This is a genomic window from Spirochaeta dissipatitropha, from assembly GCF_054657935.1.
The window spans coordinates 35,433-62,080 of record NZ_BAAHXT010000007.1 but is presented as its reverse complement, the minus strand read 5'-3'; the positions used below and the strand labels follow the sequence as shown (position 1 = coordinate 62,080).

Sequence of the window (26,648 nt, the reverse complement as noted above, 5' to 3'; positions counted from 1 at the left end):
ATATGCCCCCTAATTACTCTGCATTGCCTGTACCGGCTGAATACGCAGCGCAACTGATACTGGATACAGGCTGGAAAGAAAGCCCACACCAAGCATCATGAATGCTGCCTGGAAAAAGCTGCTGTAAGAAAACACCGGACGCAGTACTGAACCGCCAAACAGCATTTCAAAAAATAAATTGGGAGCAGGAAGACCAATTACTCCAAGAACAATTAGCAGCACTGTTCCCAGAAATAACCCGATCATACCGAAAACGATTGAAATACTCATTGTTTCAAGAACAAACATCCGTCGAACCATCGATTTTCTGGCCCCAAGAGCTCTCATAGTACCGATCTCGGCTGTGCGTTCTACAACCGAGATAACAAGTGTATTCATGATAATGATTATTGATACAATGGTGATAAGAGCGACGATTATCAGGAACAAAATCTGGAAAGCCTGGACAAAGGTAGCCATTCCACCGGACGCAGCACCCCAGCCCACGGCCTCGACACTCCAGCCATTCTCCTGAAAATCGTGGTTCAACTGGTCGATAAAACTCTCGGTTGCGCGCCCATCTTCAAGCATCAGTAGAATATATGACCACGCACCTGAATCAATCCTGGAATATGATGAACTACGTTCTGGAGTACCTTCAAACAGACTGTCTGGATCAATCTGAGCCCTGCTGGAGATATCATTCACTTGCTCCTCGACCGAGAAAAACAGGGAGTCCGAAAACAAACTGTCGAAATCATCCTCAACATCCAGCAATCTCATGTCGTACTCATCTATTGCTACCACATCGCTGGTACCAATGGTCATGTTCGCCAGATCACGGACAGTAAATACATCCATAAAGGACATACCATCCATGGCAGGTGCTTCAACCATAAATTCATAGATTCCCTTTACCTTAACCTCACGAATACGCACACCGCTTCCGGCACTCATGGATTGAAGCCGGACAGAATCCCCTGGATTAACCTCAATACCAAGAACCTCTATCAGTTCATCACGAATTTTTCTGTGCAGCACAATTCCCTGCTCGTTCTCTTCAAGAAATCTACCGGCTGTCAGCTTGACCGAGTCAGGGAACATCCTCAGATATGAAGTTGGCTCAATCCCGAACAGAGGAATCAGAGCAAACTGATTCTGTCCTTCAGTACTGAAATCCATCCGTGCGAAAAATGGAACCTGAGGGTTCATGCTTTTTATCCCGCTGTAATTCTGAAGATGGGAATATATGTCTCTGTAATGAGGGAGTCTGGGACCGGATAAATCTTCCATAGTAAAACCAGTTGCTCCAGCTATAGAGACCGGGTTGTCACTTTGAGCCCGTACCATCACATGACCGGTAAAATTATCAATAAATACCAGCTCTGTCCCACGTGCGGCAGTAGCCAGCAGAGAATTTCCTACAATCAGAAGAAACACTCCCAGAGCGATCAGAAAACCGACAATAACAGTTTTCGCCTTGTGCTCTTTCAGGTTTCTCAGCGCGATCCGCAGTAATACAGACATGCCTACCTCCGTTCTTCCCTGATGATTTTTCCGTCAAGCAAGCGTATAACGTGATCTGCAATATCAACAATCGTTGAATCATGAGTGGAAAAAATGAAAGTTGTGCCCTGTTCGCGATTGATTTTTTTCATAAGTTCGATTATCAGCTCACCTGTCTTGCTGTCCAGATTAGCAGTCGGTTCATCCGCCAGAACAACACGCGGTTTGGTAGCCAGTGCCCGGGCGATCGCAACCCGCTGTCTCTGTCCACCTGACAATTCATTAGGTTTGTGTGTCTTCCAGTCGCTCAAGCCTACTTCCTCAATAAGATGATCAATCCACTCTTTTCTCTCTGTCTTTGTCATGCTGCTCTTACCAAGCAACAGCGGGAATTCAATATTCTCATAGACGTTCAACACAGGCACCAGATTGAAACTCTGAAAGATAAAACCGATAAATCGATGACGCAGGTCAGTAATTTTCTTATCGGTCAGGGTTTTGGTATCCGTTGAATCAATTATAACCGAGCCATCACTCGGGACATCAATACAGCCAATAAGGTTAAGTATGGTCGATTTACCAGATCCTGAAGGGCCAGCAATGGAGATGAAATCTCCTTCCTGAATCTCGAAGGAAACACCTTGCACAGCATGTACTTCTGTTTTACCAAGCGGATATACTTTGTGAACGTTTTCCAATGATACGATTGCCATCAAATACTCCTTGTCAGAAACCTATACCGGTTACTGATATTTTTATTCAGAAAAGGGCAAATAATTTGCGATTTTCCCGTGTTCAATTTACCTGGGTTCTTTTTACAGTATTTCTTCATCGAAAGGATAGCTTCGAAGATGTCCGTTTACAGTGCGTCTGAATATCGGGATAGCATCAATCAGAGCAATATCACCGGGAGTCAGACTGACAGTGGCTGCTTGTAGATTTTCGCTCAGATGACTGGAACTGCTTGCCTTGGGAATTACGGCCATTCCTTTACTCAACAGCCAGGCAATAGATACCTGTGCAGCAGAGATATTATGCTGGCTGGCAATATCATTCAGACAAGGGTCATTTAATACCTGTCCATGGGCCAGAGGCGAGTATGCGGTAATCAGGATATCGAGTTCTCTACATTCACGTAGAAGTTTTTCCTGTTTCAGATGAGGATGATATTCGACCTGATTTGTAACAATTGGAACAGGACTGACCGCTGCTGCTTCACTTGTGATTACAGAATTAAAATTACTGATTCCAATGCTCCGCAGACGTTTTCTTTTTACGATATCAGCAAACGCATTCAGGGTATCGGAAAAGGGAATCTTTGCATTCGGCCAGTGAACAAGAAGCAGATCAAGATACTCTACATCGAGTTCCTTCAGCATCCGGTACTCAAATGTCCGCACCTGTTCAGGTCTCAGCTTACCAGGCGGGATTTTTGTGGTAATAAATAGTTCGGACCGGTCGATTCCGCTTAGACGTATACCCTCTGCTACCTGCTCGTGATTATTGTACATAAATGCGGTATCGATATGCCGGTAACCTGACTCTATTGCCCGACAGACCGTATCGATGCAGGTCTGCCCCGTCAACTCCCAGGTTCCCAGGCCGAGTGCCGGCATTAAATGTCCATCTGAAAGTTTAATCATTTCCATAGAATAAAAATATCTCAGGTATCCGGACAGCCTTCAGACTTGTCGATTGTCTGCATATCATTCAGCTGGAGTTCAATGGCATTCATAGAGATTCCGACTTCAACTATAAGCACCAGCAAAGCAGCTGCCATGCACACAAGCGCTCCGGCAAACATGATCCATGACAGTATTATCATCTGTATTACAATGAGTATCATAGACACCGTGCAAAACAGGAGTGAAAGTGCACCAGCGATCTGTGTCATTTTGATTAGATGCATCCGTTTTCTGAGATTATTAATCTGCGATGAAATAGCAGGGTCGCAATTGACTAACCACTGTGAATGCAGTCCCCGCACGAGGCTGGCATAGGATATAAATCGATTGGTGAATGACAGAAAGAGCAATGAAATTGCCGGAAAAAGCAGCCCGGGTGTTGAAAAAGAAAGCGTCATATCCTGCATGTAAAAAGTCTAAACCTTTCCTGGCTTGCTGGCAAGCGAGTCCTGTAATTCCCTGTCCCGGAAACCAAGTAAATACAGAACGCCATCGAGACCAATGCTTGAAATTGCATGGTCAGCATTCTCTTTTACCAGCGGCTTAGCCTGGAAAGCTATTCCCAGGCCTGCCAGACTGAGCATAGGCAGGTCATTCGCACCATCACCAATCGCAATGACCTGTTCCAGGGTAATTCCCATTTCAGCTGCAATCTGTTGTAGATATTCAGCCTTTTTCTGGCCGTCTACAATTTCGCCGATATAATTCCCGGTAAGTTTTCCGTCTGCGATTTCAAGATGATTCGCATATACATAATGAAAGCCCAGTTTTTTCTGTAGATATTCTCCAAAGTAGGTAAATCCGCCTGAAAGTATTGCAGTTTTATATCCTAGCTGATGCATTGTTGTCAGTAGTGTCTCGACACCTTCTGTCAAAGGAAGATTGTCAGCGATATCCTGAAGTACTGATTCATCCAGCCCCTGAAGCAAGGCTATTCTCTGCTTGAAGCTTTCTGAAAAGTCGATTTCGCCACGCATTGCTGCTTCGGTGATCGCATGTACCTGTTCCCCGACCCCTGCACGACGAGCAAGTTCAACTATGACCTCGGTCTGTATCAGGGTAGAATCCATATCAAAGCAGACAAGCCGGCGGTTCCGCCTGTAAATACTATCCTCCTGAAAGGCGATATCTATACCCTGCTGAGAGGCTGTTTCAAGGAAACTGGCTTTCATACCAGCCAGATCTTTTGCTTTGCCTCGAACCGATATCTCGACCGAAGCTTTTGATCTTGAATTTTCCTCATCTAGCGGTATTCTGCCGCTCAATCTGGAAATAACATCAATATTCAATCCCTGATCGTAAATTATGCTGGTGACTGCAGCGATCTGACGCGCGGTCAGCTTCCTGCCCAACAGACTGATAATGTATCTGAACTTTCCCTGACTCTCGACCCAGGTTGAATAGCTTCCCGGATCTACCGCTTCATATTTCACATGCAGCCCAAGCTCATAGCCCGCATATAAAAGCTCCTTGAAAACGCTTGCCGAGTTTGCTCTTTCCGGAATCTCGATCAAAAAACCCAATGACAGTGTGTTATGAATTACCGACTGTCCTATATCCAGAATATTTACATCGTGTTCAGCAAGAATAACGGTACAGCGTGATGTAATTCCCGGCCTGTCATCACCAAAAAGCGTCAACAGGAAGATTCGGTCATTTCGTTCTTTCATATAGCATATTGTTCCTTATTTTTATCAAGTTTGCGCCGTGCCGGGCAGAGCTCAGGTTGTTTGAAGTGAAAACAGGGGGAACAATCAAGACAGTATGATATCTTCTCTTCCATTCCACTGACTGATTTCAGAAACCACTGCGGATCAGCGAGAACTGCTCTCCCGGCAGCGACAAAATCAACTGGATCCTTGCGGTTTAATACATCAAAAGCCTGCCGGGGCGTCTTGATACCGCCAACTCCGATGACAGGGATTCTGTACTCAGGATCAGCATGTAACTCCTTTCTTGTACGAAATGCAAGGTCAAACAAAGGAGAAAACCCGTCTGCAGTGTCTGCAATGGGACCGATACTTTCCTCCCTGGGCATGCTACCGGCATTCGATACATCAAGCAGTTCGAGACCGGCACGGATAAGATGCCGCGCAGTTTCAATTCCTTCCTGTATGGGTAACTGCACCCCTGCCACACCAAGCCGGCAGGCCACAATCGGTTTCGGAGAATTCACCTGCCTGGCAAGTCTCTGAAGCCGATCCTGAACGGCCTTCACAACCTCACACAAAAACCGCATCCGATTTTCAAGACTTCCACCCCAATCATCTTTACGCTTGTTGAATCGGGTTGAAAGAAACTGACTGCCCAGGTAGCCATGTGCACCGTGTATTTCTATAATGTCGTAGCCCGCAGAAAAAGCCCGCTCCGATGCATCTGCAAAATCCTTGATTATGCTGAGTATCTCCTGCTCGCTCATTTTCGGAACAGTGACCGGTTCCAGACCCCAGTTTTTCTCAACTGAACTTTTTTCTCCAGCATGATGGATCTGTATACCGGCCAATGCCCCATCTGCTTTTATGGTATCTGCTAATTGCCTCAATCCATCTATCTGGTCGTCATTGAAAATCCCTATCTGTGTGGAAGCAAGTCTACCAGCAGGTGATACACATGCAGCTTCCACAATTACAATGCCGGCTCCTGCAGATTGCCGGTAATGCTGCAGATGATCTCCGGTAACGAGACCTTCCTTTCCGGACTTCCAGATCACTAGTGGAGGCATTACCAGCCGGTTGGGGACTGATCTACCGAGTAAATCAACAGATGCTGACAGGTTTTCTGATTCAGATGTAGTCATACAGCGGATTATATCAGATGACTTTTTGACAGACCAGCACTCAAATGAGTAAACTATTACAATGATAGAAAATCTCAGAATGCGCAGAAGCATTCGCAAATATAAAGAGACTGCAATTTCAGCTGATCAGATAAGCTTACTACAGGAAGCTGCTTTACGCTCTCCGTCGTCACGATCAATAGAACCATGCGAGTTTGTCTTTATCGATGATCGCAGGATCATAAAAAAACTCGCTGAGGCCAAGGAACATGGTTCATCATTTCTTTCAGGAGCTCCGCTGCTTGTTGCCGTGATAGCCAACACAAAGATATCAGATGTCTGGATTGAGGATGCAAGCATAGCAGCGTGGTCCATTCAGAGTACTGCTGAGTCTCTAAAATTAGGAGCCTGCTGGGTGCAGATAAGACAGCGGAGCCATAACGGAACTATCAGCTCAAGTGACTATGTATCAGAAGTACTACACTTACCAGATGGAATAGCTGTTGAAGCATTGATAGGAATTGGCTATCCCGATGAGAAGAAAAATGCGCGGAAAAAAGAATCATTGAATTTCTCCAAACTTCATCGCAACACATATAATTCATGATCCTTTCATACCGGGTTAGTATGTAACTACATCTATATATGCAGCAACCGTTTATGCTACACTCCCTGCATGACCACAGCTACACACGAAGAAAACAGAAAAGCTTTTCTTCCAATCAATATAGAAGACATGAAAGAGCGAGGGTGGGATCAGCTTGATTTTATCCTCGTAAGTCCAGATGCATATGTAGACCATCCATCGTTTGGTGCAGCACTGATCAGCAGACTGCTGGAATCAAGGGGCTATAAAGTAGGCCTGATATGTCAACCAAACTGGAACCAGATCGATGATTTCAAGTGCATGGGGCGCCCTAAACTCGGCTTTCTGGTCAGCGGCGGAAATATGGATAGCATGGTCCTGCATTATACGGCCGCAAGAAAGCCAAGAAGTGAGGACCTTTACAGTCCCGGAAAGAAAACCGGACTACGTCCGAACAGAGCTACAATAGTTTATTCCGCAGCAATTCGACAGGCATATAAAAAAATCCCGATTATTATTGGCGGTATTGAAACCAGTCTACGGCGTATGGGACACTACGATTACTGGTCTGATACCATCCGCAGATCAATACTGTTGGATTCAAAAGCCGATCTTGCTGTCTACGGCATGGGTGAAATAGCCATTATCGAAATAGCAGACAGACTCAAACAGGCAAGTGAAGCAGGAATTAATCCAGTTAATGCAGACCTCCGTGGAATCAGAGGAACTCTGTATAAACTCGGTGCCCAGCAAGCTGAAAACATACCTCAAAACGCAATAGAACTCCCTGACTATGCTGATATAGTCAAGGACAAGCAGCTGTATGCCAAAAGCTTTGGAATACAACATCGGAATACTGACCCCTTCTCAGCTGCACCGCTGGTAGAAAAATATCCCGGTGGTGAAAAACTTGTTCAGATGCCACCATCTCCTCCATTGGACACAGCGCTGTTTGATCAAATCTATGAGTTGCCGTATACACGCACATACCACCCGATCTACCTGAAGGAGGGGGGTATCGCAGCACTGGATGAAGTAAAATTCAGTGTGATTTCTTCTCGAGGTTGTTTTGGAGGATGCTCCTTCTGTGCACTTACGTTTCATCAGGGCAGAAATATACAGGCACGCAGTCATGAATCGATAATCAAAGAAGTGAAATTATTGTCCGCTATGCCGGACTTCAAAGGCTATATTCATGATGTTGGAGGCCCGACAGCCAATTTTCGTGTGTCGGCCTGCGAAAAGATGGCCGTAAAAGGCTCGTGTACCCACAAGAACTGCCTGGCCCCAGTTACCTGTAAAAACCTGAAGGCTGACCACAAGGATTATCTCAGCCTCCTGAGAAAGCTCAGATCTCTGCCGGGAATCAAGAAAGTTTTTATAAGGTCTGGTATCCGATATGACTATTTGATGCAGGACAATGACTCTGATTTTTTCACCGAACTCGTAAAGCATCATATTTCCGGCCAGCTGAAAGTTGCCCCCGAGCACGTTTCCCGGAATGTTCTTGATCTGATGGGTAAGCCCCATCTGGATATCTACCGGAAATTCCAGGATAAATTTAATCTGCTTAATAAAAAAGCAGATAAACGTCAGTTCCTGGTTCCATACTTCATCTCGAGTCACCCGGGAAGTACGCTTGATGATGCAATTGAACTGGCTGAGTTCCTGCGTGATCAGAGGATATCGCCTCAGCAGGTCCAGGATTTCTACCCCACCCCTGGCACCCTGTCTACATGTATGTATTACAGCGGATATGACCCGCGAGACATGAAAAAAATCTATACCGCACAAAACAGCCGGGAAAAGGCTATGCAGCGTGCACTCCTCCAATACCGGAAAAATGAAAATCACGGAATAGTGCGTGAGGCATTACTACTTGCAGGACGTGAAGATCTGATAGGAGGCAGTAATTCATGCCTGATACCTCATGGAGAAAGAAATCGGAAGAAAAAAGTGAAAAAATAGTGTTTTTTTCCTTCCATACAGCTACATTTCCATTGAGGTGATAATATGTCTTTGAAAATTGCTAGGGTATTATTGATTGGTACTTTAGTTCTGAGCATGAGTACCATGGGACTTTTCGGAAACTCCGAAAAGCCGGAAGAGGACCAGGCGATGCTCCTGTATATACAAGCACTCGAGCATATCATAGATGAGGACTATGAAGCTGGATTAAAATACCTGGAAGATATCCAGTTACTGTATCCTCAAAGTGAGTTCAGCAGCAGAGCCTATAACCTTGTCAACGAATTAGGCTTGTACCGCGATACCAGCGGCTTGCTGAGTTTTTACATTGGTAATCTGATTACCGGTACCACGGTTGCTACCAGCTTACCCATTGTCTTCGAACTCGGCCCGGTCGCTACCGGAGCAGCCGGTATAGCCGGGATTGGAGGCAGCTTGTATACCAGCTGGCGGCTGACAAATGAAAGAGGCATATCCCAGGGCACACAGTTACAGACAGACAGCACCCAGATTACTTCCCTGCTGTCATACATCTTTCTGTACAATATGCTCCGGGAGCTCAATGTAATCGATCTACCGGCTGATACAAATGACCGGGTATTCTGGCTTGGAACAATGCTGACTGCAGTTTCATCACGAACTGCAGGATATTTAATCTCCAGAGACAGCGGTATACCTGCAGGTAAGCCTGCTTCGTATCTTACCGGTTATATCTGGACTAATATTTATCTTGGCCTGACCTTTCAGGGTCTTCTTCAGCTGGATAACCCCTGGATTACCTACCCATCCCACATACTGCTCCCGGGAGCAGTGGGCTATGCTGCATCCAGAGCCTGGGATAATGGCGGCTGGAGCTCAGCCCGGGTTGGAATGCTTTCAGTCGGAGGTGCGGGAGGGATGCTGATCGGTGGGTTCGTCTCTGCACTGCTGAGTCCCCTGCAGGATGTGCTGCCTCAGGAAACCGCCGTTTTTAATATTCTGCTGTTCGGAGGTTTAGGTCAGGCTGCTGCCGTCTACTTTACCAGAAACTATACGCCTGATCCTCGCTGGAATAAGGATATCAGCATGGATATATACCCTAGAATACAAAGCACAGCACAGGGAACCGTCACTGGCTTTGAAGTCAAATTAGGCTACTAGTGCAATAGCGATCAGTGCCGGAAGCATACAGGGGGACAAGTCCTGAAAGGACATGGTTTTGACCTATCCAGACGGACTGTCCACCTGCAGCTGTGTATGTTTTCCGCAGACTCTTATTGCATACTGCATTACATACTGCTATAGACTATTCGAGTTCAGAACTCCCCATAATAAATCTATCAATTTCTCTGGCTGCAGCCCGTCCTTCGTTGATCGCCCACACGACCAGTGACTGCCCTCTGCGAGCATCGCCAGCAGCGAATATCTTCGGGACATTGGTAGTGAATTCACCGTAGGGAGCAGAAATATTGCTCCGGGCATCAGTTACTATTTCCGCCTGTTCAAGTAGATTCTGTTCAGGTCCAAGAAAACCAAGAGCAAGAAAAACAAGATCTGCTTCCCATGTTTCCTCTGTCCCGGGAATCTCCTCCATCCGCGGTCTTTCTCCCGCTTCCTTTGTCCATTTAACCCTTACAGTCTTAACTGCAGTAACTTCACCGCGTTCGTTTCCGACAAACTCCTTGGTAAGAATTGAAAACTCTCTTGGGTCTGAGTTAAACACATGATCGCTCTCTTCATGTCCGTAATCATTTTTCAACAATCTGGGATATGTAGGCCAGGGCTGCCCTGGCCCCCTATCATGTGATGGTTTGGGCAGCAATTCAAAGTTCACCATTGAACTGCAGCCATGACGTATACTGGTACCAATACAATCATTTCCGGTATCGCCACCTCCGATCACGATTACTTTCTTACCTGAAGCATTTATGAATAAGCCGTCGGTCAGATTACTGTCAAGGAGACTCTTTGTGTTGGACCGCAGAAAATCCATCGCGAAATGAATACCGGTTAGCTGCCTGCCAGGGACCGGTAAATCACGAGGCTTTGTGGCACCTGTTGCCAACAGCACAGCATCAAAGGAATCAGTTAATTCCTGTATTTCAATATCAGTACCGACATTAACATTTGTTCGAAAGGTGATACCTTCCTCTGCCATAATTGCATTCCGCTTGTTCACCAGTTCCTTGTCAAGCTTCATATTCGGGATGCCGTACATCAGCAATCCGCCGATCCGATCGTCCCTCTCAAAAACAGTCACTGAATGCCCCACCTTGTTCAGCTGATCTGCTGCAGACAGACCTGCAGGACCGGAACCTATTACTGCAATTTTTTTCCCGGTCCGAAGCTGTGGAGGATTCGCTTTCATCAATCCAGAGTCATAGGCCTTGTCGATAATTGTGCATTCATTATCCTTAATGGTAACAGCAGGCTCATTAATGCCTAAAACACAGGCAGTCTCACAGGGTGCGGGACATACCCGGCCGGTATATTCAGGAAAGTTATTGGTCTTCATCAAGCGATAGAAGGCTTCGTCCCATTTACCTCTGAATATCAAGTCATTCCATTCCGGAATGAGATTATCGACCGGACAGCCATAACTGGATTGACAGAATGGTACACCGCAATCCATACACCGTGCACCCTGCTCCTGTCTCTCGGATTCATCAAGATGCTTATGAAACTCCTTGAAATCCTTCACCCGCTCCTGAGCCGGGCGATCGATTACTGTTTTCCTCGTATATTCCATAAATCCTGTTGGCTTACCCATTTACAGGCTCCTTTCGACTTTCAGGCTTGATCTTCAGATCATGAGAGACATGTCCTTCCGAAGCTGCTGCATTCAACTCGAGTATCCTTCGATAAGCAGGACTGATAATTTTGAGAAAGCGGCTTGATTCATCTGACCAGTGTTCAATAAGTCTTTCCGCCACTACCGATCCTGTTCTGGTAACATGCTCCTCAAGCATTGATATAACATATGCTGAATCAGAATCATTAAGGTCGAGAATTTCAACCATACCAGGATTCACTCTGTCCTTCATGCGATTATCAGGATCATACACATAGGCTATTCCCCCTGACATTCCGGCAGCGAAGTTCCTGCCGGTAGGCCCGATAATCAAGGCCCGTCCCCCGGTCATATATTCCAGACCATGATCACCAACCCCTTCAACTACTACTTCAGCCCCGGAGTTTCTTACACAGAATCTTTCTGCTGCCACACCCCGGAAAAAAGCCTTTCCGGAAATAGCGCCATACAATGCCACGTTACCTATGATTATATTCTCTTCTGCAGGAAACAATGATTTTTGAGGCGGATATACTACTATCGTTCCTCCGGATAAACCTTTGCCCACGTAATCATTTGCATCACCTTCAAGTTCGAAACTGACACCGCTGGATAACCAGGCTCCGAAACTCTGACCGGCACTGCCATGGAATTTGACATTCAGGGCTGATTTTTTTCCGAGCTCCGTGCTGTCTATATGCCGTAAACCCTGTAGTCCACATTTCGATGCAATTACATGACTCATCATTGTGCCAACTGCACGATCAGTATTCACTATCGGAAGCTCGATTTCTGCAGGTATATGATCTGCCATTATCTGTTTGGCGACAGGAATCAGACGCCGATCGAGAATTGTTTCCAGTCCATGATCCTGAGGAACACAGCAGATTACCGGCGCGTCGGCAGCCAGTTGATTCACCGGCTTGCTGAGCAGACCACTGAGGTCTACATGTCTGGACTTCCAGTTAAGGACATCCTTATCCTGTTCAAGTATATCTGTTCTACCAACCATTTCATCGAAAGTACGAAAGCCGAGATTCGCCATGATTTGTCGAACATCTTCCGCAACGAATCTCAGGTAGTTCACAACGTGTTCTGGTTTACCACTGAATTTCTTTCTGAGCTTCTCATCCTGTGTTGCTATACCTACAGGACAGGTGTTTTTTTCACACTTCCTCATCATGATACAGCCGAGAGTTATCAAGGCAGCAGTGGCGATTCCGCATTCCTCAGCACCAAGCAGAGCGGCCATTACTACATCGCGGCCAGTCTTGAGCTGACCGTCTGTCTGCACCACAACCCGGCTTCTGAGATTATTCATGACAAGTGTCTGATGCGCTTCTGCCAGTCCCAGTTCCCATGGAAGTCCGGCATTCTTGATTCCGGTTAGTGCTGAGGCGCCAGTTCCTCCATCATGACCGCTTATCAATATATGATCCGCATGCCCCTTGGCCACACCAGCTGCTACTGTACCGACCCCGACTTCACTGACCAGTTTTACACTGATCCTTGCCTGCGGGTTAGCATTTTTCAAATCAAAAATAAGCTGTGCAAGATCCTCAATAGAATATATATCGTGATGTGGAGGAGGGCTTATCAATCCAACACCGGGAGTCGAATGCCTTGTTTTGGCAATTACATCAAATACCTTGTGTCCCGGTAGTTCACCACCCTCACCGGGCTTGGCACCTTGAGCCATCTTGATCTGTATTTCATCAGCGTTTGTCAGATATTCAATGCTGACACCGAAACGGCCTGAGGCAACCTGCTTGATGGCACTGCGCTTGCTGTCGCCGTCAGGGAGCTTGATATAACGCTCTGGCATTTCACCGCCTTCTCCGGTATTGCTCTTTCCCCCGATACGATTCATTGCAATCGCCAGTGTTTCATGAGCTTCCTGGCTGATCGAACCAAAACTCATGGCCCCGCTCACAAAACGACGCAGGATATTCTCTACAGGTTCGACCTCTTCTAAAGGAACAGAAGACTGAGCACGAAATTTCAGCAGACCACGTATCGTTGCCTGAATAGTAGATCTCTGATTCTGACGCTCGGCAAAACGCTTATACGCATCCTGATCATTGTTTCGGGCCGCAATCTGAACATCGGCTATAGATTCAGGATCCCACATATGCTTTTCACCATTAAACCGGTATTGATAGTCACCCCCCGGCAGGTATTCCCTACCGGTAAGATTGTTCCGTTTGGGATATGCAAGTGCATGACGTAGATAAGCCTCATGTTCAATTTCAGCGAATCCAATACCATGAATCCGGCTTGCAGTTCCGGTAAAACATCGATCCATTACTTCATCGGATATACCAACAGCCTCGAATATTTGAGCAGCTTTATAGGATTCAAGGGTAGAAATACCCATCTTCCCGAAAACCTTACGCATACCATACGCCATTGCACGATGATAGTGCTCAATTATATCGTTGTCGGACAAGTCGGAATCAAGAACCCCGGTATCCCGCAGATGATACATGGCATCATAAGCAAGATACGGATTGACTGCATCGACACCAAAGCCAACCAAGGTACAGAAATGATGAACTTCTCTTGGTTCAGCTGATTCCAGGATAATACCGATCTGGGTTCGCTTTGCTTTTTTCACCAGATATTGATGCACTGCACCAACAGCCGGCAATGCACCAATCGCAATACGTTCTCGGCTTGCCGAACGATCAGATAAAACAATCAAGGCAAATCCGTCAGAGATTGCCTGCTCCGCTTCTCTACATATTCTATCCAGCTCTGTCTCCAGCCGCGGTACAGATGTACCATACACATAATCAGGATCTGCGGTGTAGGTAATATCTATTGTTTTTGACTTCCAGCCTCTGTAGTCCAGGGACTTGATGGATGCAAGCTCAGAATTGGTAATAAAGGGAGTGGGCAGAAACAAACGATGCGCATTATCAGGACTGATGTCAAGCAGGTTCTGTTCTGGACCAATATAGGTTGCCAGGCTCATGATGATATCCTCACGGATAGAATCAATCGGCGGATTGGTCACCTGCGCAAAAAGCTGCTTGAAGTATTCATACATGAGCCTCGGACGATCGGACAAACAGGCAAGCGGTGTATCATTTCCCATGGATCCCAGCGGTTCTTTCCCCATTTCCGCCATCGGCTTGAGAATCAGTTGTAGATGTTCAATCGTGATACCGAAAAGACGCAGTTTCTCAAGCAGTTCATTACCAGTACACGATGCGGCGGGCTGAGCTTGAGGCAGCTCACTTAAAGAAATTCTCTGCTCGTCCAGCCAGTCACGATACGGAAATCGGGCAGCATATCCGTCCTTCAGCTCAGCATCGTCAATAATACGACCCTGTTCAAAATTCACCAGGAACATTCGTCCCGGCTGCAGCCGACCTTTTGATACAACATCAGCCGGATCTATATCCAGCACACCAACCTCACTGGCCATAATTACCCGATCATCTCTGGTAATATAGTATCTGCTAGGCCGCAGACCGTTTCTATCCAGGGTTGCACCAATGTAATGACCATCGGTAAATACTATGGAGGCAGGGCCATCCCAGGGCTCCATCATGCTGCTGTAGTATTCGTACATGGCCTTGCCGGCATCCGGCATAAGTTTGTGATTCTGCCATGCTTCGGGAACCATCATCATAACCGCTTCCGGAAGTTCTTTCCCGCTCATCAGAAGGAGTTCAAGAACATTATCAAAACTGCCTGAGTCACTCAGATCAGGTTCGATTACCGGCAGAAGTTTGTTGACACCATCTCCGAAGACGGTGCTCGCCAGCTTGCCTTCCCGAGCCCTCATTTTATTAACATTGCCCCGCAGGGTATTGATTTCACCATTATGACTCATAAAACGCAGGGGTTGCGCACGATCCCAACTGGGAAACGTGTTGGTTGAAAATCTTGAATGAACCATTGCAAGATGGCTTTTATATAATGGGTTTCGCAGATCAGGATAATATGCAGTTAACTGCTCGGGAGTCAGCATGCCCTTGTATACAATCACCCGGGAAGAGAGAGAACATATATAAAAATTGTGATCCGGATCCTGTGCAGATGCGCGAATTATATTAGCCGCCTGCTTACGTACCAGATAGAGGCTGCGTTCAAAATCATCCTGCCTGGTGCCGGGATCACACCCCACAAACAGCTGCTCTATAGCTGGTTCCGATGCCTGCGCGCTGGGACCTATCATTGAATTGTCCACGGGAACAGAACGCCAGCCGAGAAAATCCAGTCCTTCTGAGATTATGATCTTTTCCAGAGCCTCCATGCACTGCTTTTTCTGCTCTGGATCACGAGGCAGAAAAACATTCCCTGCACTGAATTTACCTTCATCTGGAAGACCAATACCTAATTCGGTTTTCGCTATACGCCTCAGAAAATCCCAGGGTAAAGCAGTGAGCATCCCTGCTCCATCACCGGTATTTTTTTCACTTCCTACCGCGCCGCGATGAGTCATCCTGATAAGAATTTCTCTGGCATCATCAACAATTTTGTGACTTGATTTACCTAATATATTAGCTACGAAACCAACACCACAAGCATCGTGCTCAAATTGGGGATCGTACAGGCCTTGTCTTTCCGGTCGCTTTTTCAAACTCATGCTCCCCCCTTACAGTCGCATATCATGTAAAAATATGCATCAGTATACCCAGAGGTCAAGAGCAAATCAATTATTTCACTACATACTGGTAGATACTACAAATTTGTAGGTACAAACCGGGGGTTTATGCACAAAACAGTAGGTTACATTCGTTCCAGAAATGGAATCCCGAGCATGTAGAATCCATTCTTCATAACCTGTAATACCATGCGGCACAGCGCAAGACGTGCCCGGGATACATCGGGAGAATTATCCTGAAGAACCGGAGTATCATGGTAGTAGCGACTGAAAGACTTACCCAACTCATATAGATATCCGGTTATTTCTGAGGGCGACAAGGTATCCGCAGCTTTCTCAATCAACTCAGGAAATCGGCCAATTGATTTAAGAATATCCCATTCGCTATCCAGAGTCAGAAGCCCAAGATCTGCTCCATGCACATCAAGGCTGGAAGCATCGGCTTTTCTCATGAGGCTGGAGATTCTCGCCCCTACATACTGCAAATATGGACCGGTATTACCATTAAAAGATAATGATTCAGCGGGATTAAAGACCATATCTTTCACAGGTGTAACTGCCAGTAAGTAGTAATGGAGTGCACCAAGCGCTATTGAATGAGCGATCTCTTCAGCATTCTCGCCCTCACTGTCGCGCCCACGGTCCATCAACTCCTTCAGAGCAAGCTTCTCAAGACTTGCGATAAGATCATCCGCATCAACTACTGTACCTTCTCTTGATTTCATCTTGCCATCGGGCAGGTTCACCATACCGTAGGATAAGTGGGAGAGGTGCTGCGCCCAATCAAAACCAAGCAGTTCAAGAACATGAAAAAGAACCTTGAAATGATACTGTTGTTCTGATCCAACTACATAAATCATCTGTTCGAAAGGCCAATCGTTATGACGGGCTATAGCAGTACCGATATCCTGCGTCAGATACAGACTTGTTCCGTCCTTTCGCAGCAAAACCTTGGTATCAAGATTGATATCCGATAAATCAACCATGACAGCCCCATCTTCATTCCGGTAAAATACTCCACGGTCGAGTCCATCAAGAATTTCACTTTTACCACTTAGATAAGTCTGACTTTCATAATACAAGCGATCAAATTCTATGCCGGTATGCTTATAGGTTTCATTAATTCCTTCAAGGGCCCAGCCATTCATTTTTTTCCATAACTCAATTGTCTCAGGCTCACCTGACTCCCATTTCTGAAGCAATTCGGCAGCTTCTGAATCAGCCTCAGGATGTTCCTTCGCCCATTGTGAAAACTTCACATAATAGTCTCCGACAAAGTGATCCGGCTTTTTATTCTCTGATTCAGGGGTCTTGCCTTCGCCGAACTTACTGTACGCCAGCATGGATTTACAGATATGAACACCACGATCATTAATAAGGTTCACGCGTTCCACATCTGCACCAGCTGCTGCACAAAGACGGGCAACACTAGCTCCAAGGGCATTATTCCTCAAATGGCCAAGATGTAGAGGCTTGTTTGTGTTAGGGCAGGAAAACTCAACCATTATCTTTCTGTTTTTGAAGTAATCAGAACTTCCATATGCATCTTTCTGATCAGTTACTGCTGCTGACAGCTGCTGAATATACACTGAACGCTTGAATCGGACATTCACATATGGACCAGCTGATACTGCTGATTCAAGAAACTCATTCGAAGCGGACATGAGTTCATCAGCCACGAGAGCAGCAATTTGAGGCGGACCCATTCTCATTATTTTAGCCAGTGGAAAAACAGGGAATGCCAGATCTCCCATTTCACTGTTAGGAGGTGTAGAGGGAATTATCTGGGCAAAATCGATATCCGTTGCTGCGATACCCTTATCTTCAGCTATCTTGCTGACGGCTGCATGAAAAACTGCTTCTATCAGCTTCTTTATTTCCTTCATCTGGTACTATCCTTTCTAACAAGCGCAATCATTCTGGTAAATTTCTCAACACCTTCCCTTCGGAAGGAACCTAAATCAACATGAGAATACGTGCAGTCTGTATACACTATAACGTCCTTAATTTCCAGAGCCGAATTATTCTCGAGAAATCGATGAAGTATTTCAATATTGGCTGCACGTAAATCTGCCGCAAGCTGTCCATTTTCAAGCCTGACTGCAGCACACTGCCCCCATTCTGATTGAAACTCAATTGCAGAATCATCATCAAGGGGATAATTTTCAGCAGATATACAGGGTCCAAAACATACAGTGTATTGACATCCGGAAATACCGGATGACTCTGCATAATCACGTATCATTTCCAGAGCGGACAGCAGAATACCAGTCCCCTTCCTTCCAGAATGCAGAATCGCCCAGGATTCACTTTTATGTTCATATACTGCTATTGGCATACAGTCAGCTACCGTAACTGCGGCCGCATCTCTACTGAGAAGTTCCGACTTTGTTCCCCAGATTCCATCTGCTGCGTAATAAGCTGATTCTGATACCGATCGGTTAAAACAGACAATATCTCTGGAATGCACCTGTCTCAACAGCATGGTATGCGCAGGGTCAGCACCAAAATATTCGAGGACAGCAGCTCTATTTCCTTTACGCCCACACCATAAACTTCCGCTGCGCTCGATACCGAGGTCACCGCAATGTATTGAACTGAGAAAGAAGGGAAGCGGAAAATCCAGTCTGATACCAATCAATTCAGAATCAGGGCTGATAATCCTGGCGCTCTTGTCTATTTCACGATATTTTATGTTCATAATGATTCCCGGGCTTTGTGACTGTAATTCTTCAGGTGAAATTATAACCTTCTTTTGGTCTGCTCCAGATCAATTGCCTCAGCCAGAAATTCCTTGGTCGTGATAATCTCCTTCAGCATAGTATTCAACTGCTGCAGGTAGAGTTTATTAGCTCGGCCATTAATCTGACCAAGATTTGCAATTGTATCAAAGCGTCCACCAACCTCACCAAAAAGGAGCCCGTTAAGCACATTAAACAGCATTTGCAGGGAATTCAGCAAATCATCAACACAGGATATAGCCCTCTTATCAACATTTGACAAAAACCCTTTCATCTCGGATGGTGGCTTTTTAACTTCCTTTGGCAAATCAGACAGCAGGGCTTCTATTCTGGAAGATAGCCCCTCAATAGTCTGGTATGCAGCATCATACTCATCTCTGTTCGCATCCTTGTAGAACTCCCCGTCAATCAGCAGAATCTTGAGTGGTGACATCCAACGCTGCGTGAACAATTTATCCAGAATGAACTGACTGACTGCGAGTGAGAACGGAAATTTCCCGCTGTTATAAAACTTCTCTGTACCGTATGGCGATACATCCGGAAACTGCGCTGTATTACCGAGCTTCAGAAGTGATGAGAGTATATGCTTCTTTCTCTGATCAAAAATGAAAGCATCAACCCGTCGGTCAATTATATCGCTTATATGGTCCCTGAATAGAGTGAACCAATCCTCTCCACCGGACAATTCAATTGGAGCATACCGTATATCTCCGCTGCAAAAGGCAATAATGTCCCTGAGCGGGACTTCTCGAATAAAAGACCGCAACGAAGAAATTGCAGCAGCAGCAGTCTCAAGCTGTTTGGTAAGTTTTTCGGTCTGCTCGGTCTCATCCCCAAGCTCTTTTTCCAGAAACACAAAAACCTGCTGCAGAATATCGGAAGACGGGATTTCTGTAATAGAATGGATCTGGGAATCAAGACGACGCAGTACACCATCCAATCCTGTATATTTTGCAGGTCTATAACTATTTCCAGCAGCAGAAAATTCCTGGATTATCTGCATATACGGAAAACTTGAAAGCTGCAGAAGGTGACCAAGAAACCGGTAGTTCATGTACACCTGCTTTCGCTGATCGCTTCTGGCAGATTCAAGTATATCCTTGAAACTCCTTATCATCTTCGTCTTCAGTTCCCGCTCACTCAATTCCGGATATGCACTGGAAATCGACTTCGGATCTGTTTCCTGCCGGATGAGATCATAGGTATCCGGAGCGATCATGCTGAACATAAAAGCTACGAATTGTTTGCGGTTATCTCCTAAAATAATGCTGAGCGGATTTGCCAGAGGCAGTATAGAACTTCGCAGATCTTCTACACGCCGGGCGAAGCCTTCAAGAATAAAAGGGCCTTCAGCATTAATGAATCCCGGGTGATTAGTGACAATCTTTCGTCCGATTTTTTTCAGCAGAAGTTCTTCAACAAGGCTGTTCCTGGATTTTCCGGTGAAAGATTTCTGAAAGAATATAATTATCTTACGCCACAGTGAAAGGCTGTTATATTCAGCCTGCATATCTATTTCTGCAGGGTCTTCGAGATCTACCACAAGAGGATCCGGATCGAGCCCTGGGGCTCGTTGAATTTTACCGAGCAATTCGACCCGCTCTTCCCGAGACATTCCCTGTACTAATGTATCAAATATTGATTCTGCCATAACACTGATACACATTGTATAACAGCTTGCAGAAAATATCTGCACAACTAAAGCAAAAAAATCGCTCTAATTACCGGGAATCCAGTAAAGGCCGTGAAATAATCTCACCTTTCTGTAAGTGACGAATCCCTTCAAGGGCAGCCCGAGCCGCAGATATTGTCGTTGTGTAAGGAATTTTTCTCCGTACAGACTCGATTCTGAGATAACTGTCATCCATTTGAGTAAAGCGTCCACGCGGAGTATTAATCAATATATCCACTCGTTTGCTTCTCATATGATCTATAATGTTCGGATGTCCTTCATGAACTTTAAGTATCACTTCAGTGAACACATTGTTCTGAAAGAGAAAATCGGCAGTCCCACGGGTAGCGCAGATTTCAAAGCCGAGGCTGGCAAACTCCTTGACTATTTCCAGAACCGCTGGTTTATCATCCTCGTGAACCGAGACAAAAACCCTGCCGCTTACAGGAAGCTGAGTACCAGTTGCCTGGGTTGCTTTTGCAAAGGCCTCTCCGAAATCTGCTCCGATACCAATAACTTCACCAGTTGATTTCATTTCCGGTCCAAGCAATGGATCATGATCCCGAAAACGATCAAAACTGAACATGGCTTCCTTCACTGCCCAGCCGACCACACAGTCGCCAACAGCTGCCTGATATTCCGCATTCGGTGAGACAAGCCCCTGCATAATCAAATCCTGCCCAAGCCAGATTTTAACAGCAGCGTCTACGAGATCAACACCAGAGGCCTTTGAAATAAACGGCACGGTTCTTGATGCCCTGGGATTCACCTCGAGCACATAAAGCATATCATGCTTCACTGCAAACTGGATATTGAGAAAGCCCTGAACCCCGATTTCGCGGGCAATCTCGGCAGTTGCTTTTTTCATCTGATCAAGAATTGCCGGTGTAGACTTGTATGGAGGAAAAACACATGCGGAATCTCCTGAATGCACACCAGCAGCCTCTATATGCTGCATAATTCCGCCAAGGTAAACGTTTTGGCCGTCACTGACGGCATCAACGTCGTACTCAAATGCATCTTCCAGAAACTGATCCACCAGGACCGGACTATCCGGCTCAATCACTATGCTCTGCGCCAGGAAAGCTTCCAGTTCCTGCTGTGTATATGCAATGACCATACTTCTTCCGCCGAGTACAAAAGATGGTCTCAACAGCACCGGATAACCAATTTCCTCAGCACATCGATAGACATCTTCGACTGTACCCGCCATGCGGTTTACCGGCTGCCGAAGATTCAACTTGTTTACAAGATCAGCAAACAGGCCCCGGTCTTCAACACCTTTGATGGCATCGACACTGGTTCCGACAATTTTCACGCCTGCAGCCTGCAGATCATCTGCCATATTCAGCGGTGTTTGCCCTCCAAGCTGTACAACAACGTTTTTCACTTTCTCTTTACGAATAACGGAAAGGACATCTTCGGCCGTAAGCGGCTCAAGATACAATCGATCGGAAACGTTAAAATCCGTAGATACGGTTTCGGGATTGGAATTAATAATTATGGTCTTAACACCTTGCCTCCGGTACGCCATTGATGAAAGGGTACAACAGGTATCAAACTCAAGCCCCTGCCCGATCCTGTTTGGACCGCTTGCAAGAATAACTACTGCATCCTCTCCGGAGGAACCACCTTCATCGATCTCTCCATAGGTAGAATAAAAATAAGGAGTATCGGCTGCAAACTCACCACTGCAGGTATCTACGAAGTGATATGAAGCATGCATCTCGTTATCAAATCGGAAGGCGGTCACTTCCTTTTCGCTCACACCACGAAGCCTGGCTATTCGTTTATCACTGAGTCCACTGCGCTTAGCCGAAAGCAGAAGATCTGCTGTGAGCTCTTCCTTCTGCAGTCTTTTCTCAAGTATAGCGAATTCGGACATTTCATGGACAAACCAGGGATCATATGCTGTTGCTTCAATAACTGATTTAACTGCATCATGCCCTCCGCGGCAGAGCTTTGTGTATGCAGCAAAAATCCTGCGGGGGTGTAGGGTCTGTGTCATCCGGTCAATTTCTTCATCCGAAAGCTGGGGGATATCCTCCAGCCCGGTAAACCCAAACTCTCCGGCACGGATCCCTTTATTCAGAGCTTCAATGAAGGTACGCCCTATTGCCAGGCTTTCTCCTACCGACTTCATCTGCGTTCCCAGTTCAGCGTAACCGCCCGGGAATTTTTCAAGCTCGAATCTGGGCACCTTAACTGCTACATAATCAAGAGATGGCTCAAAACAACTGACTGTCTTACCAGTAATATCATTCAGTATTTCATCAAGCGTAAATCCTACAGCAAGCTTGGCTGCACAGCGCGCAATCGGAAAACCGGTAGCTTTGCTGGCCAGAGCTGAACTTCTGGACACGCGCGGATTCATTTCAATTATAACCATTCGACCGTCTTCAGGATTTACCGCAAACTGGACATTTGATCCACCGCACTCCACACCTACGGCCTGAAGAATGCGAATTGCAGCAGTACGCATTTTCTGGTATTCACGATCACTGAGCGTCTGGATTGGAGCAACTGTTATACTGTCACCGGTATGTATCCCCATTGGATCGAGGTTTTCAATTGAACATACAACTACTGCGTTATCTGCTTTATCCCGCATGACCTCGAGTTCAAATTCTTTCCAGCCCAGGAGCGATTCATCCAGCAGCACCTGATGAACAGGACTCTCCGAGAGCGCCCACTCAACATACTCATCAAATTGATCTACTGAATATGCAATGCTTCCACCACGACCACCTAGTGTAAAACTAGGACGAATTATTACGGGCACGCCTACTTTAGCAAGAAAATCACGGGCCTCATCAAGAGTGCTGACCAGTGTCGAGTTCGGATTTTCCAGACCGATACTTGTCATGAGCTCCTTGAATTTCCCTCTGTCTTCAGCAACCTGAATAGCATTGATGTCCGCGCCGAGAATCTCAATTCCGTATTTCTCGAAAATTCCCTGCTCAGCAAGTTCAAGGGTGAGGTTGAGTGCAGTCTGTCCACCCATAGTAGGCAGAACTGCATCAGGCTTCTCCCGCTTGATAATATCTTCAATATAAGGAACTTCCAGTGGATCCATGTAAATAACATCAGCATTACCAGGGGTTGTCATAACGGTAGCAGGGTTGGGATTCACCAGAATAACCCGGTACCCTTCTTCCCGTAATGCACGAACAGCCTGATTACCTGAATAGTCAAACTCACAGGCCTGGCCGATAACGATGGGTCCTGAGCCAAAAATCAGTATACTGGAAATATCCTTTCTTGCTGGCATGCGTTCTCCTTGGTAACAACTATGTTATCTTAATTTTCAACCAATTCTACAAAGGTATTGAATATCCATTTAGAATCATCGGGACCGGGCGCACTTTCAGGATGAAACTGTGCCGTTCTGACCCTGCGTCTGTCGTCCCTGATACCCTCAACAGTATTATCGTTGGCATTTCTGAACCATACATCTACTCCAGGCGGAAGGCTGTCTTCCAGCACGGTAAATCCATGATTCTGGGATGTAACAAACACCTTGCCCGTTTCTTCATCCCGAACCGGATGATTGACGCCATGATGGCCAAACTTCATTTTCGCGGTTTTTGCTCCCAGTGCCTGAGCAATTAACTGATGACCAAGACAGATTCCGAATACCGCTGTTTGTCCAAGGATTCCTCTGATTGCAGCAATCTGTTCATCGAGCACTGCAGGATCACCCGGACCGTTTGAAATGAGGACAGCATCCGGTTTTGCTTCGAGTATTGTCTCGGCTGTACTGAGACTGGGCAGCAGACGAACCTGACAACCTCGTTCGGTCAGCTCTTTGATAATATTAGCCTTGCTCCCGCAATCCAGCAAACTGAATGAAGGCTTTCCTCCCGGATTGAATATCGCGGACACACTGCATCCCACGTCAGGAATAAGATTTCGCCCGAGCATGTCAGGAAAACCCTTGAGATATTCCAGAACAGCATCAAGATCAAGAGAAGGATCTTCATCCAGAAGCACGGCCTTCATGCTGCCTGAGTCTCTCAACATGAGCGTCAGACCGCGTGTGTCTACCTCAGTAATTCCAGGAATTCCATGTCTTTGTAGAAATGTATCTATGTCAATCCGCCCTGGAGGAACAGGTCCTCGATAAACGCTTCTGACAATCAGGCCGGCCGCTTTTATTCCGCGAATATGCTCACGATTTTCCGGACCACCTTCTCCCCAGGCATCGTCATCTCCATAATTTCCGGCATGAGGATAGGTGAGAACTATCAGCTGTCCGGTATAGGAGGGATCAGTCAAGACTTCGTGATAACCGCTCATAGCCGTATTGAAAACAGCTTCTCCGGCGGCGGCATAGCATTTTGCCCGATCTCCTGCCGATCGAATATCATCTAACGATAAAGCAGCTCCGCCGAATGCCCGTCCCGGAAAAACACTGCCGTTTTCCAAAGCCAGATACCGTTTCTGTTCCATGCTTTCCTCCTTGGCGGTCTCACCCAACACTACAGTGTCCAAGCCATGCATAAACTACCAAAATGTAGCCGTTTGGGTAAAAAAAAACCGGCGCCCCGCCGGTTTTTTTTCTGCATCAACTTAAAAAGTCTTGCGCGGGCAATAATATTAACTTCCCGGGGAGGATTTGAACCCCCACAGGCAGAACCAGAATCTGCAGTGCTACCGTTACACCACCGGGAAAAGTCAGCTCTCGCTTACGAGCTGGATATTACCGCAGCCTGCAGATAAAAGTCAACTCCCTGCAGAAATTTCATGCACATTTCTTCGCTACCCAGCGGTTTCACTATTGTATTCAATGAGGGTCTTGACCGGCATCCCGGAGAGCTTACTCATATAGTCAAGAAACGGTAGTCCAATAACACCGAATACACCTGCCAGCTCAGCCCCGCCCTTTCTGAAAAGCCTGGCGCTCGCAGCAAGAGTACCACCGGTTGCGATCAAGTCATCCACGATCACTACCTTACCACCCATAGGAACATCCTCTGCGTGCACTTCAAGTGTATCCGTTCCGTATTCAAGCTGGAACTCTTCACTGTATACCTTCCCGGGAAGCTTTCCTTTTTTCCTTACCATGATCAGCGGCAAGGCAAGATCCTTTGCAACCGGAGCAGCAAAAAGAAATCCCCTGGCATCTATTGCGGCTATCGCATCGGGCTTCAAGGTATTGATCCATGTTTTGGCTTCGCTTATACAGAAATCAAATGCCGCAGGCTCCTTGAGTACACTGGTGATATCGTAAAAAAGAATACCTGGTTTAGGGAAATCGGGTATTTTACGGATTGCCTTGTCCAAATCAAAATGCAGATTCATTATCTTCCTTCCTTGCAAGTCGCAGTCGTTTACCCTATGATCATAAAGTAATGACAGCAATTATTCCAATAGCCAGTGGCAAAGGCGGCGTCGGAAAAACCATTTTCACTGCGAATCTGGGCATAACACTTGCACAGTCCGGTAAAACAGTCATCCTGGCCGACCTTGATCTTGGTGCTGCAAATCTACACACTATTCTCGGAATCCGCAATCGGCAACCCGGCATAGGACATGTTATCAGTAAAAAGGAATCGAGCCTCGAAAACCTGGTCATTGATACAGTTATTCCACGATTACACTTCCTGCCCGGCGATGCGTTGATACCCGGCACAGCAAACCTGCCGTTTTTCAGCAAGAAAAAAATAATCCGTGAACTTCACAACCTGGTGGCAGATTATGTCCTTCTCGATCTGGGAGCCGGCTCCAATTACAATACCATAGATTTCTACCTCTCCGGTTCATACGGAATCGTTGTATGCACACCGGAAACAACATCAATACTCAATGCCTATTCCTTTATAAAAACGGCTCTTTACCGCCTGCTTATCCGCAGCTTCCCTGCAGGAAGTCCGGAACGAGAAATAATTCAGGATTACATGAGCAGCAGGATTGAAGGCGGAAGTGAATCCCTTATACAGCTTGCTGATAAAATGCCTGACAGCGCTGCTGCTGATATTATCCGTCAGCGACTGGCAGGGTTCACTCCACGTATCGTACTCAATAACGGCAAATCTGCCGATGAGCTTCCTCTCGGCGGAAAGCTTCGGCACATCGCAAGGAAAAATCTGAACATAGAAATGGAATATATCGGTTTTCTCCCGCATGACCCCTGTGTGGAGCTGAGTCCTTTTGAGCGGGTTCCTACAGCCCTGAACCACCCTGATTGCATGTTCATGCAGGCACTGAAAGGAACAGCAGCAAGTGTGCAGCGATCAGCTACAGATCCAGAGCTGCAGAATCTTTTTGATGATAATGAGGATCTCTATGCGGCAGCCAGACAATATATGGATGCAACCGGAGAAATCCCAGGTAATCAGCACTGA

The 26,648-nt window shown here is 46.3% G+C and carries 18 protein-coding genes and 1 tRNA gene; 4 read left to right on the top strand and 15 right to left on the bottom strand.

The genetic code is table 11. The annotated features are described in order from the left end of the window. Positions 1-9: 9 nt before the first annotated feature. The 6 genes from ACYQ2L_RS09945 to ACYQ2L_RS09920 all read right to left on the bottom strand — a co-directional run bounded on the left by ACYQ2L_RS09945 (position 10) and on the right by ACYQ2L_RS09920 (position 5,967). Complete coding sequence (locus ACYQ2L_RS09945; protein ID WP_460054797.1) at positions 10-1,506, bottom strand: ABC transporter permease; 1,497 nt, start codon at positions 1,504-1,506, stop codon at positions 10-12. A gap of 2 nt (positions 1,507-1,508) precedes the next feature. Then, positions 1,509-2,198, bottom strand: a complete 690-nt coding sequence (locus ACYQ2L_RS09940; protein WP_460054791.1) for an ABC transporter ATP-binding protein — start codon at positions 2,196-2,198, stop codon at positions 1,509-1,511. 102 nt (positions 2,199-2,300) lie between these two features. Continuing rightward, entirely contained in the window at positions 2,301-3,128 is an 828-nt protein-coding gene (locus ACYQ2L_RS09935; RefSeq protein ID WP_460054788.1) for an aldo/keto reductase, read from the bottom strand. 20 nt (positions 3,129-3,148) lie between these two features. Next, on the bottom strand, positions 3,149-3,577 hold the full coding sequence (locus tag ACYQ2L_RS09930; RefSeq protein ID WP_460054784.1) for a DUF2721 domain-containing protein: 429 nt from the start codon (positions 3,575-3,577) through the stop codon (positions 3,149-3,151). A gap of 9 nt (positions 3,578-3,586) precedes the next feature. Then, the gene (serB, locus tag ACYQ2L_RS09925; protein WP_460054782.1) at positions 3,587-4,840 is read right to left on the bottom strand and encodes a phosphoserine phosphatase SerB; all 1,254 of its coding nucleotides are present in this window, start codon (positions 4,838-4,840) and stop codon (positions 3,587-3,589) included. Further along, on the bottom strand, positions 4,837-5,967 hold the full coding sequence (locus tag ACYQ2L_RS09920; RefSeq protein ID WP_460054779.1) for an oxidoreductase: 1,131 nt from the start codon (positions 5,965-5,967) through the stop codon (positions 4,837-4,839). Before ACYQ2L_RS09920 ends, serB begins: the two co-directional genes overlap by 4 nt. A 61-nt stretch (positions 5,968-6,028) precedes the next feature. Here ACYQ2L_RS09920 and ACYQ2L_RS09915 point away from each other — a divergent pair, with 61 nt between their 5' ends. From ACYQ2L_RS09915 to ACYQ2L_RS09905, 3 genes are all read left to right on the top strand, one after another. Then, on the top strand, positions 6,029-6,553 hold the full coding sequence (locus ACYQ2L_RS09915; protein WP_460054776.1) for a nitroreductase family protein: 525 nt from the start codon (positions 6,029-6,031) through the stop codon (positions 6,551-6,553). 69 nt (positions 6,554-6,622) lie between these two features. Continuing rightward, positions 6,623-8,500 (top strand): YgiQ family radical SAM protein, encoded by a 1,878-nt coding sequence (locus ACYQ2L_RS09910; protein ID WP_460054774.1) that lies wholly within the window; start codon positions 6,623-6,625, stop codon positions 8,498-8,500. A gap of 96 nt (positions 8,501-8,596) precedes the next feature. Further along, the gene (locus ACYQ2L_RS09905) at positions 8,597-9,640 is read left to right on the top strand and encodes a hypothetical protein (protein ID WP_460054771.1); all 1,044 of its coding nucleotides are present in this window, start codon (positions 8,597-8,599) and stop codon (positions 9,638-9,640) included. A 145-nt stretch (positions 9,641-9,785) separates the two neighbouring features. Here ACYQ2L_RS09905 and ACYQ2L_RS09900 read toward each other — a convergent pair whose 3' ends face one another. The 9 genes from ACYQ2L_RS09900 to ACYQ2L_RS09860 form a co-directional block, all read right to left on the bottom strand. Beyond that, entirely contained in the window at positions 9,786-11,249 is a 1,464-nt protein-coding gene (locus tag ACYQ2L_RS09900) for a glutamate synthase subunit beta (protein WP_460054768.1), read from the bottom strand. Beyond that, positions 11,242-15,870 carry a glutamate synthase large subunit gene (gene gltB, locus ACYQ2L_RS09895; protein ID WP_460054766.1) on the bottom strand — a complete coding sequence of 1,543 codons (4,629 nt, stop codon included), beginning with the start codon at positions 15,868-15,870 and terminating at the stop codon, positions 11,242-11,244. Before gltB ends, ACYQ2L_RS09900 begins: the two co-directional genes overlap by 8 nt. Before the next feature lie 143 nt (positions 15,871-16,013). Further along, complete coding sequence (argS, locus tag ACYQ2L_RS09890; protein ID WP_460054762.1) at positions 16,014-17,774, bottom strand: arginine--tRNA ligase; 1,761 nt, start codon at positions 17,772-17,774, stop codon at positions 16,014-16,016. Then, positions 17,771-18,589: a laccase domain-containing protein gene (locus ACYQ2L_RS09885; protein WP_460054759.1), complete on the bottom strand. Its 819-nt coding sequence runs from the start codon at positions 18,587-18,589 to the stop codon at positions 17,771-17,773. The genes argS and ACYQ2L_RS09885 overlap by 4 nt, the downstream gene beginning before the upstream one ends. 41 nt (positions 18,590-18,630) lie before the next feature. Continuing rightward, positions 18,631-20,280, bottom strand: coding sequence for a DUF5312 family protein (locus ACYQ2L_RS09880; protein ID WP_460054755.1), 1,650 nt, complete (start codon positions 20,278-20,280; stop codon positions 18,631-18,633). A gap of 70 nt (positions 20,281-20,350) precedes the next feature. Then, complete coding sequence (gene carB / locus ACYQ2L_RS09875; protein ID WP_460054752.1) at positions 20,351-23,572, bottom strand: carbamoyl-phosphate synthase large subunit; 3,222 nt, start codon at positions 23,570-23,572, stop codon at positions 20,351-20,353. Positions 23,573-23,601: 29 nt separating this feature from the next. Beyond that, a complete protein-coding gene (gene carA / locus ACYQ2L_RS09870) occupies positions 23,602-24,753 on the bottom strand; it encodes a glutamine-hydrolyzing carbamoyl-phosphate synthase small subunit (RefSeq protein WP_460054750.1) in 1,152 nt (383 codons plus the stop codon). Positions 24,754-24,904: 151 nt separating this feature from the next. After that, positions 24,905-24,975, bottom strand: a tRNA-Gln gene (locus ACYQ2L_RS09865). Between the two features lie 87 nt (positions 24,976-25,062). Further along, a complete protein-coding gene (locus ACYQ2L_RS09860) occupies positions 25,063-25,605 on the bottom strand; it encodes an adenine phosphoribosyltransferase (RefSeq protein ID WP_460054746.1) in 543 nt (180 codons plus the stop codon). A 50-nt stretch (positions 25,606-25,655) separates the two neighbouring features. Between ACYQ2L_RS09860 and ACYQ2L_RS09855 the strand changes: the two genes are divergently transcribed. Further along, positions 25,656-26,648 carry a nucleotide-binding protein gene (locus ACYQ2L_RS09855; RefSeq protein ID WP_460054744.1) on the top strand — a complete coding sequence of 331 codons (993 nt, stop codon included), beginning with the start codon at positions 25,656-25,658 and terminating at the stop codon, positions 26,646-26,648.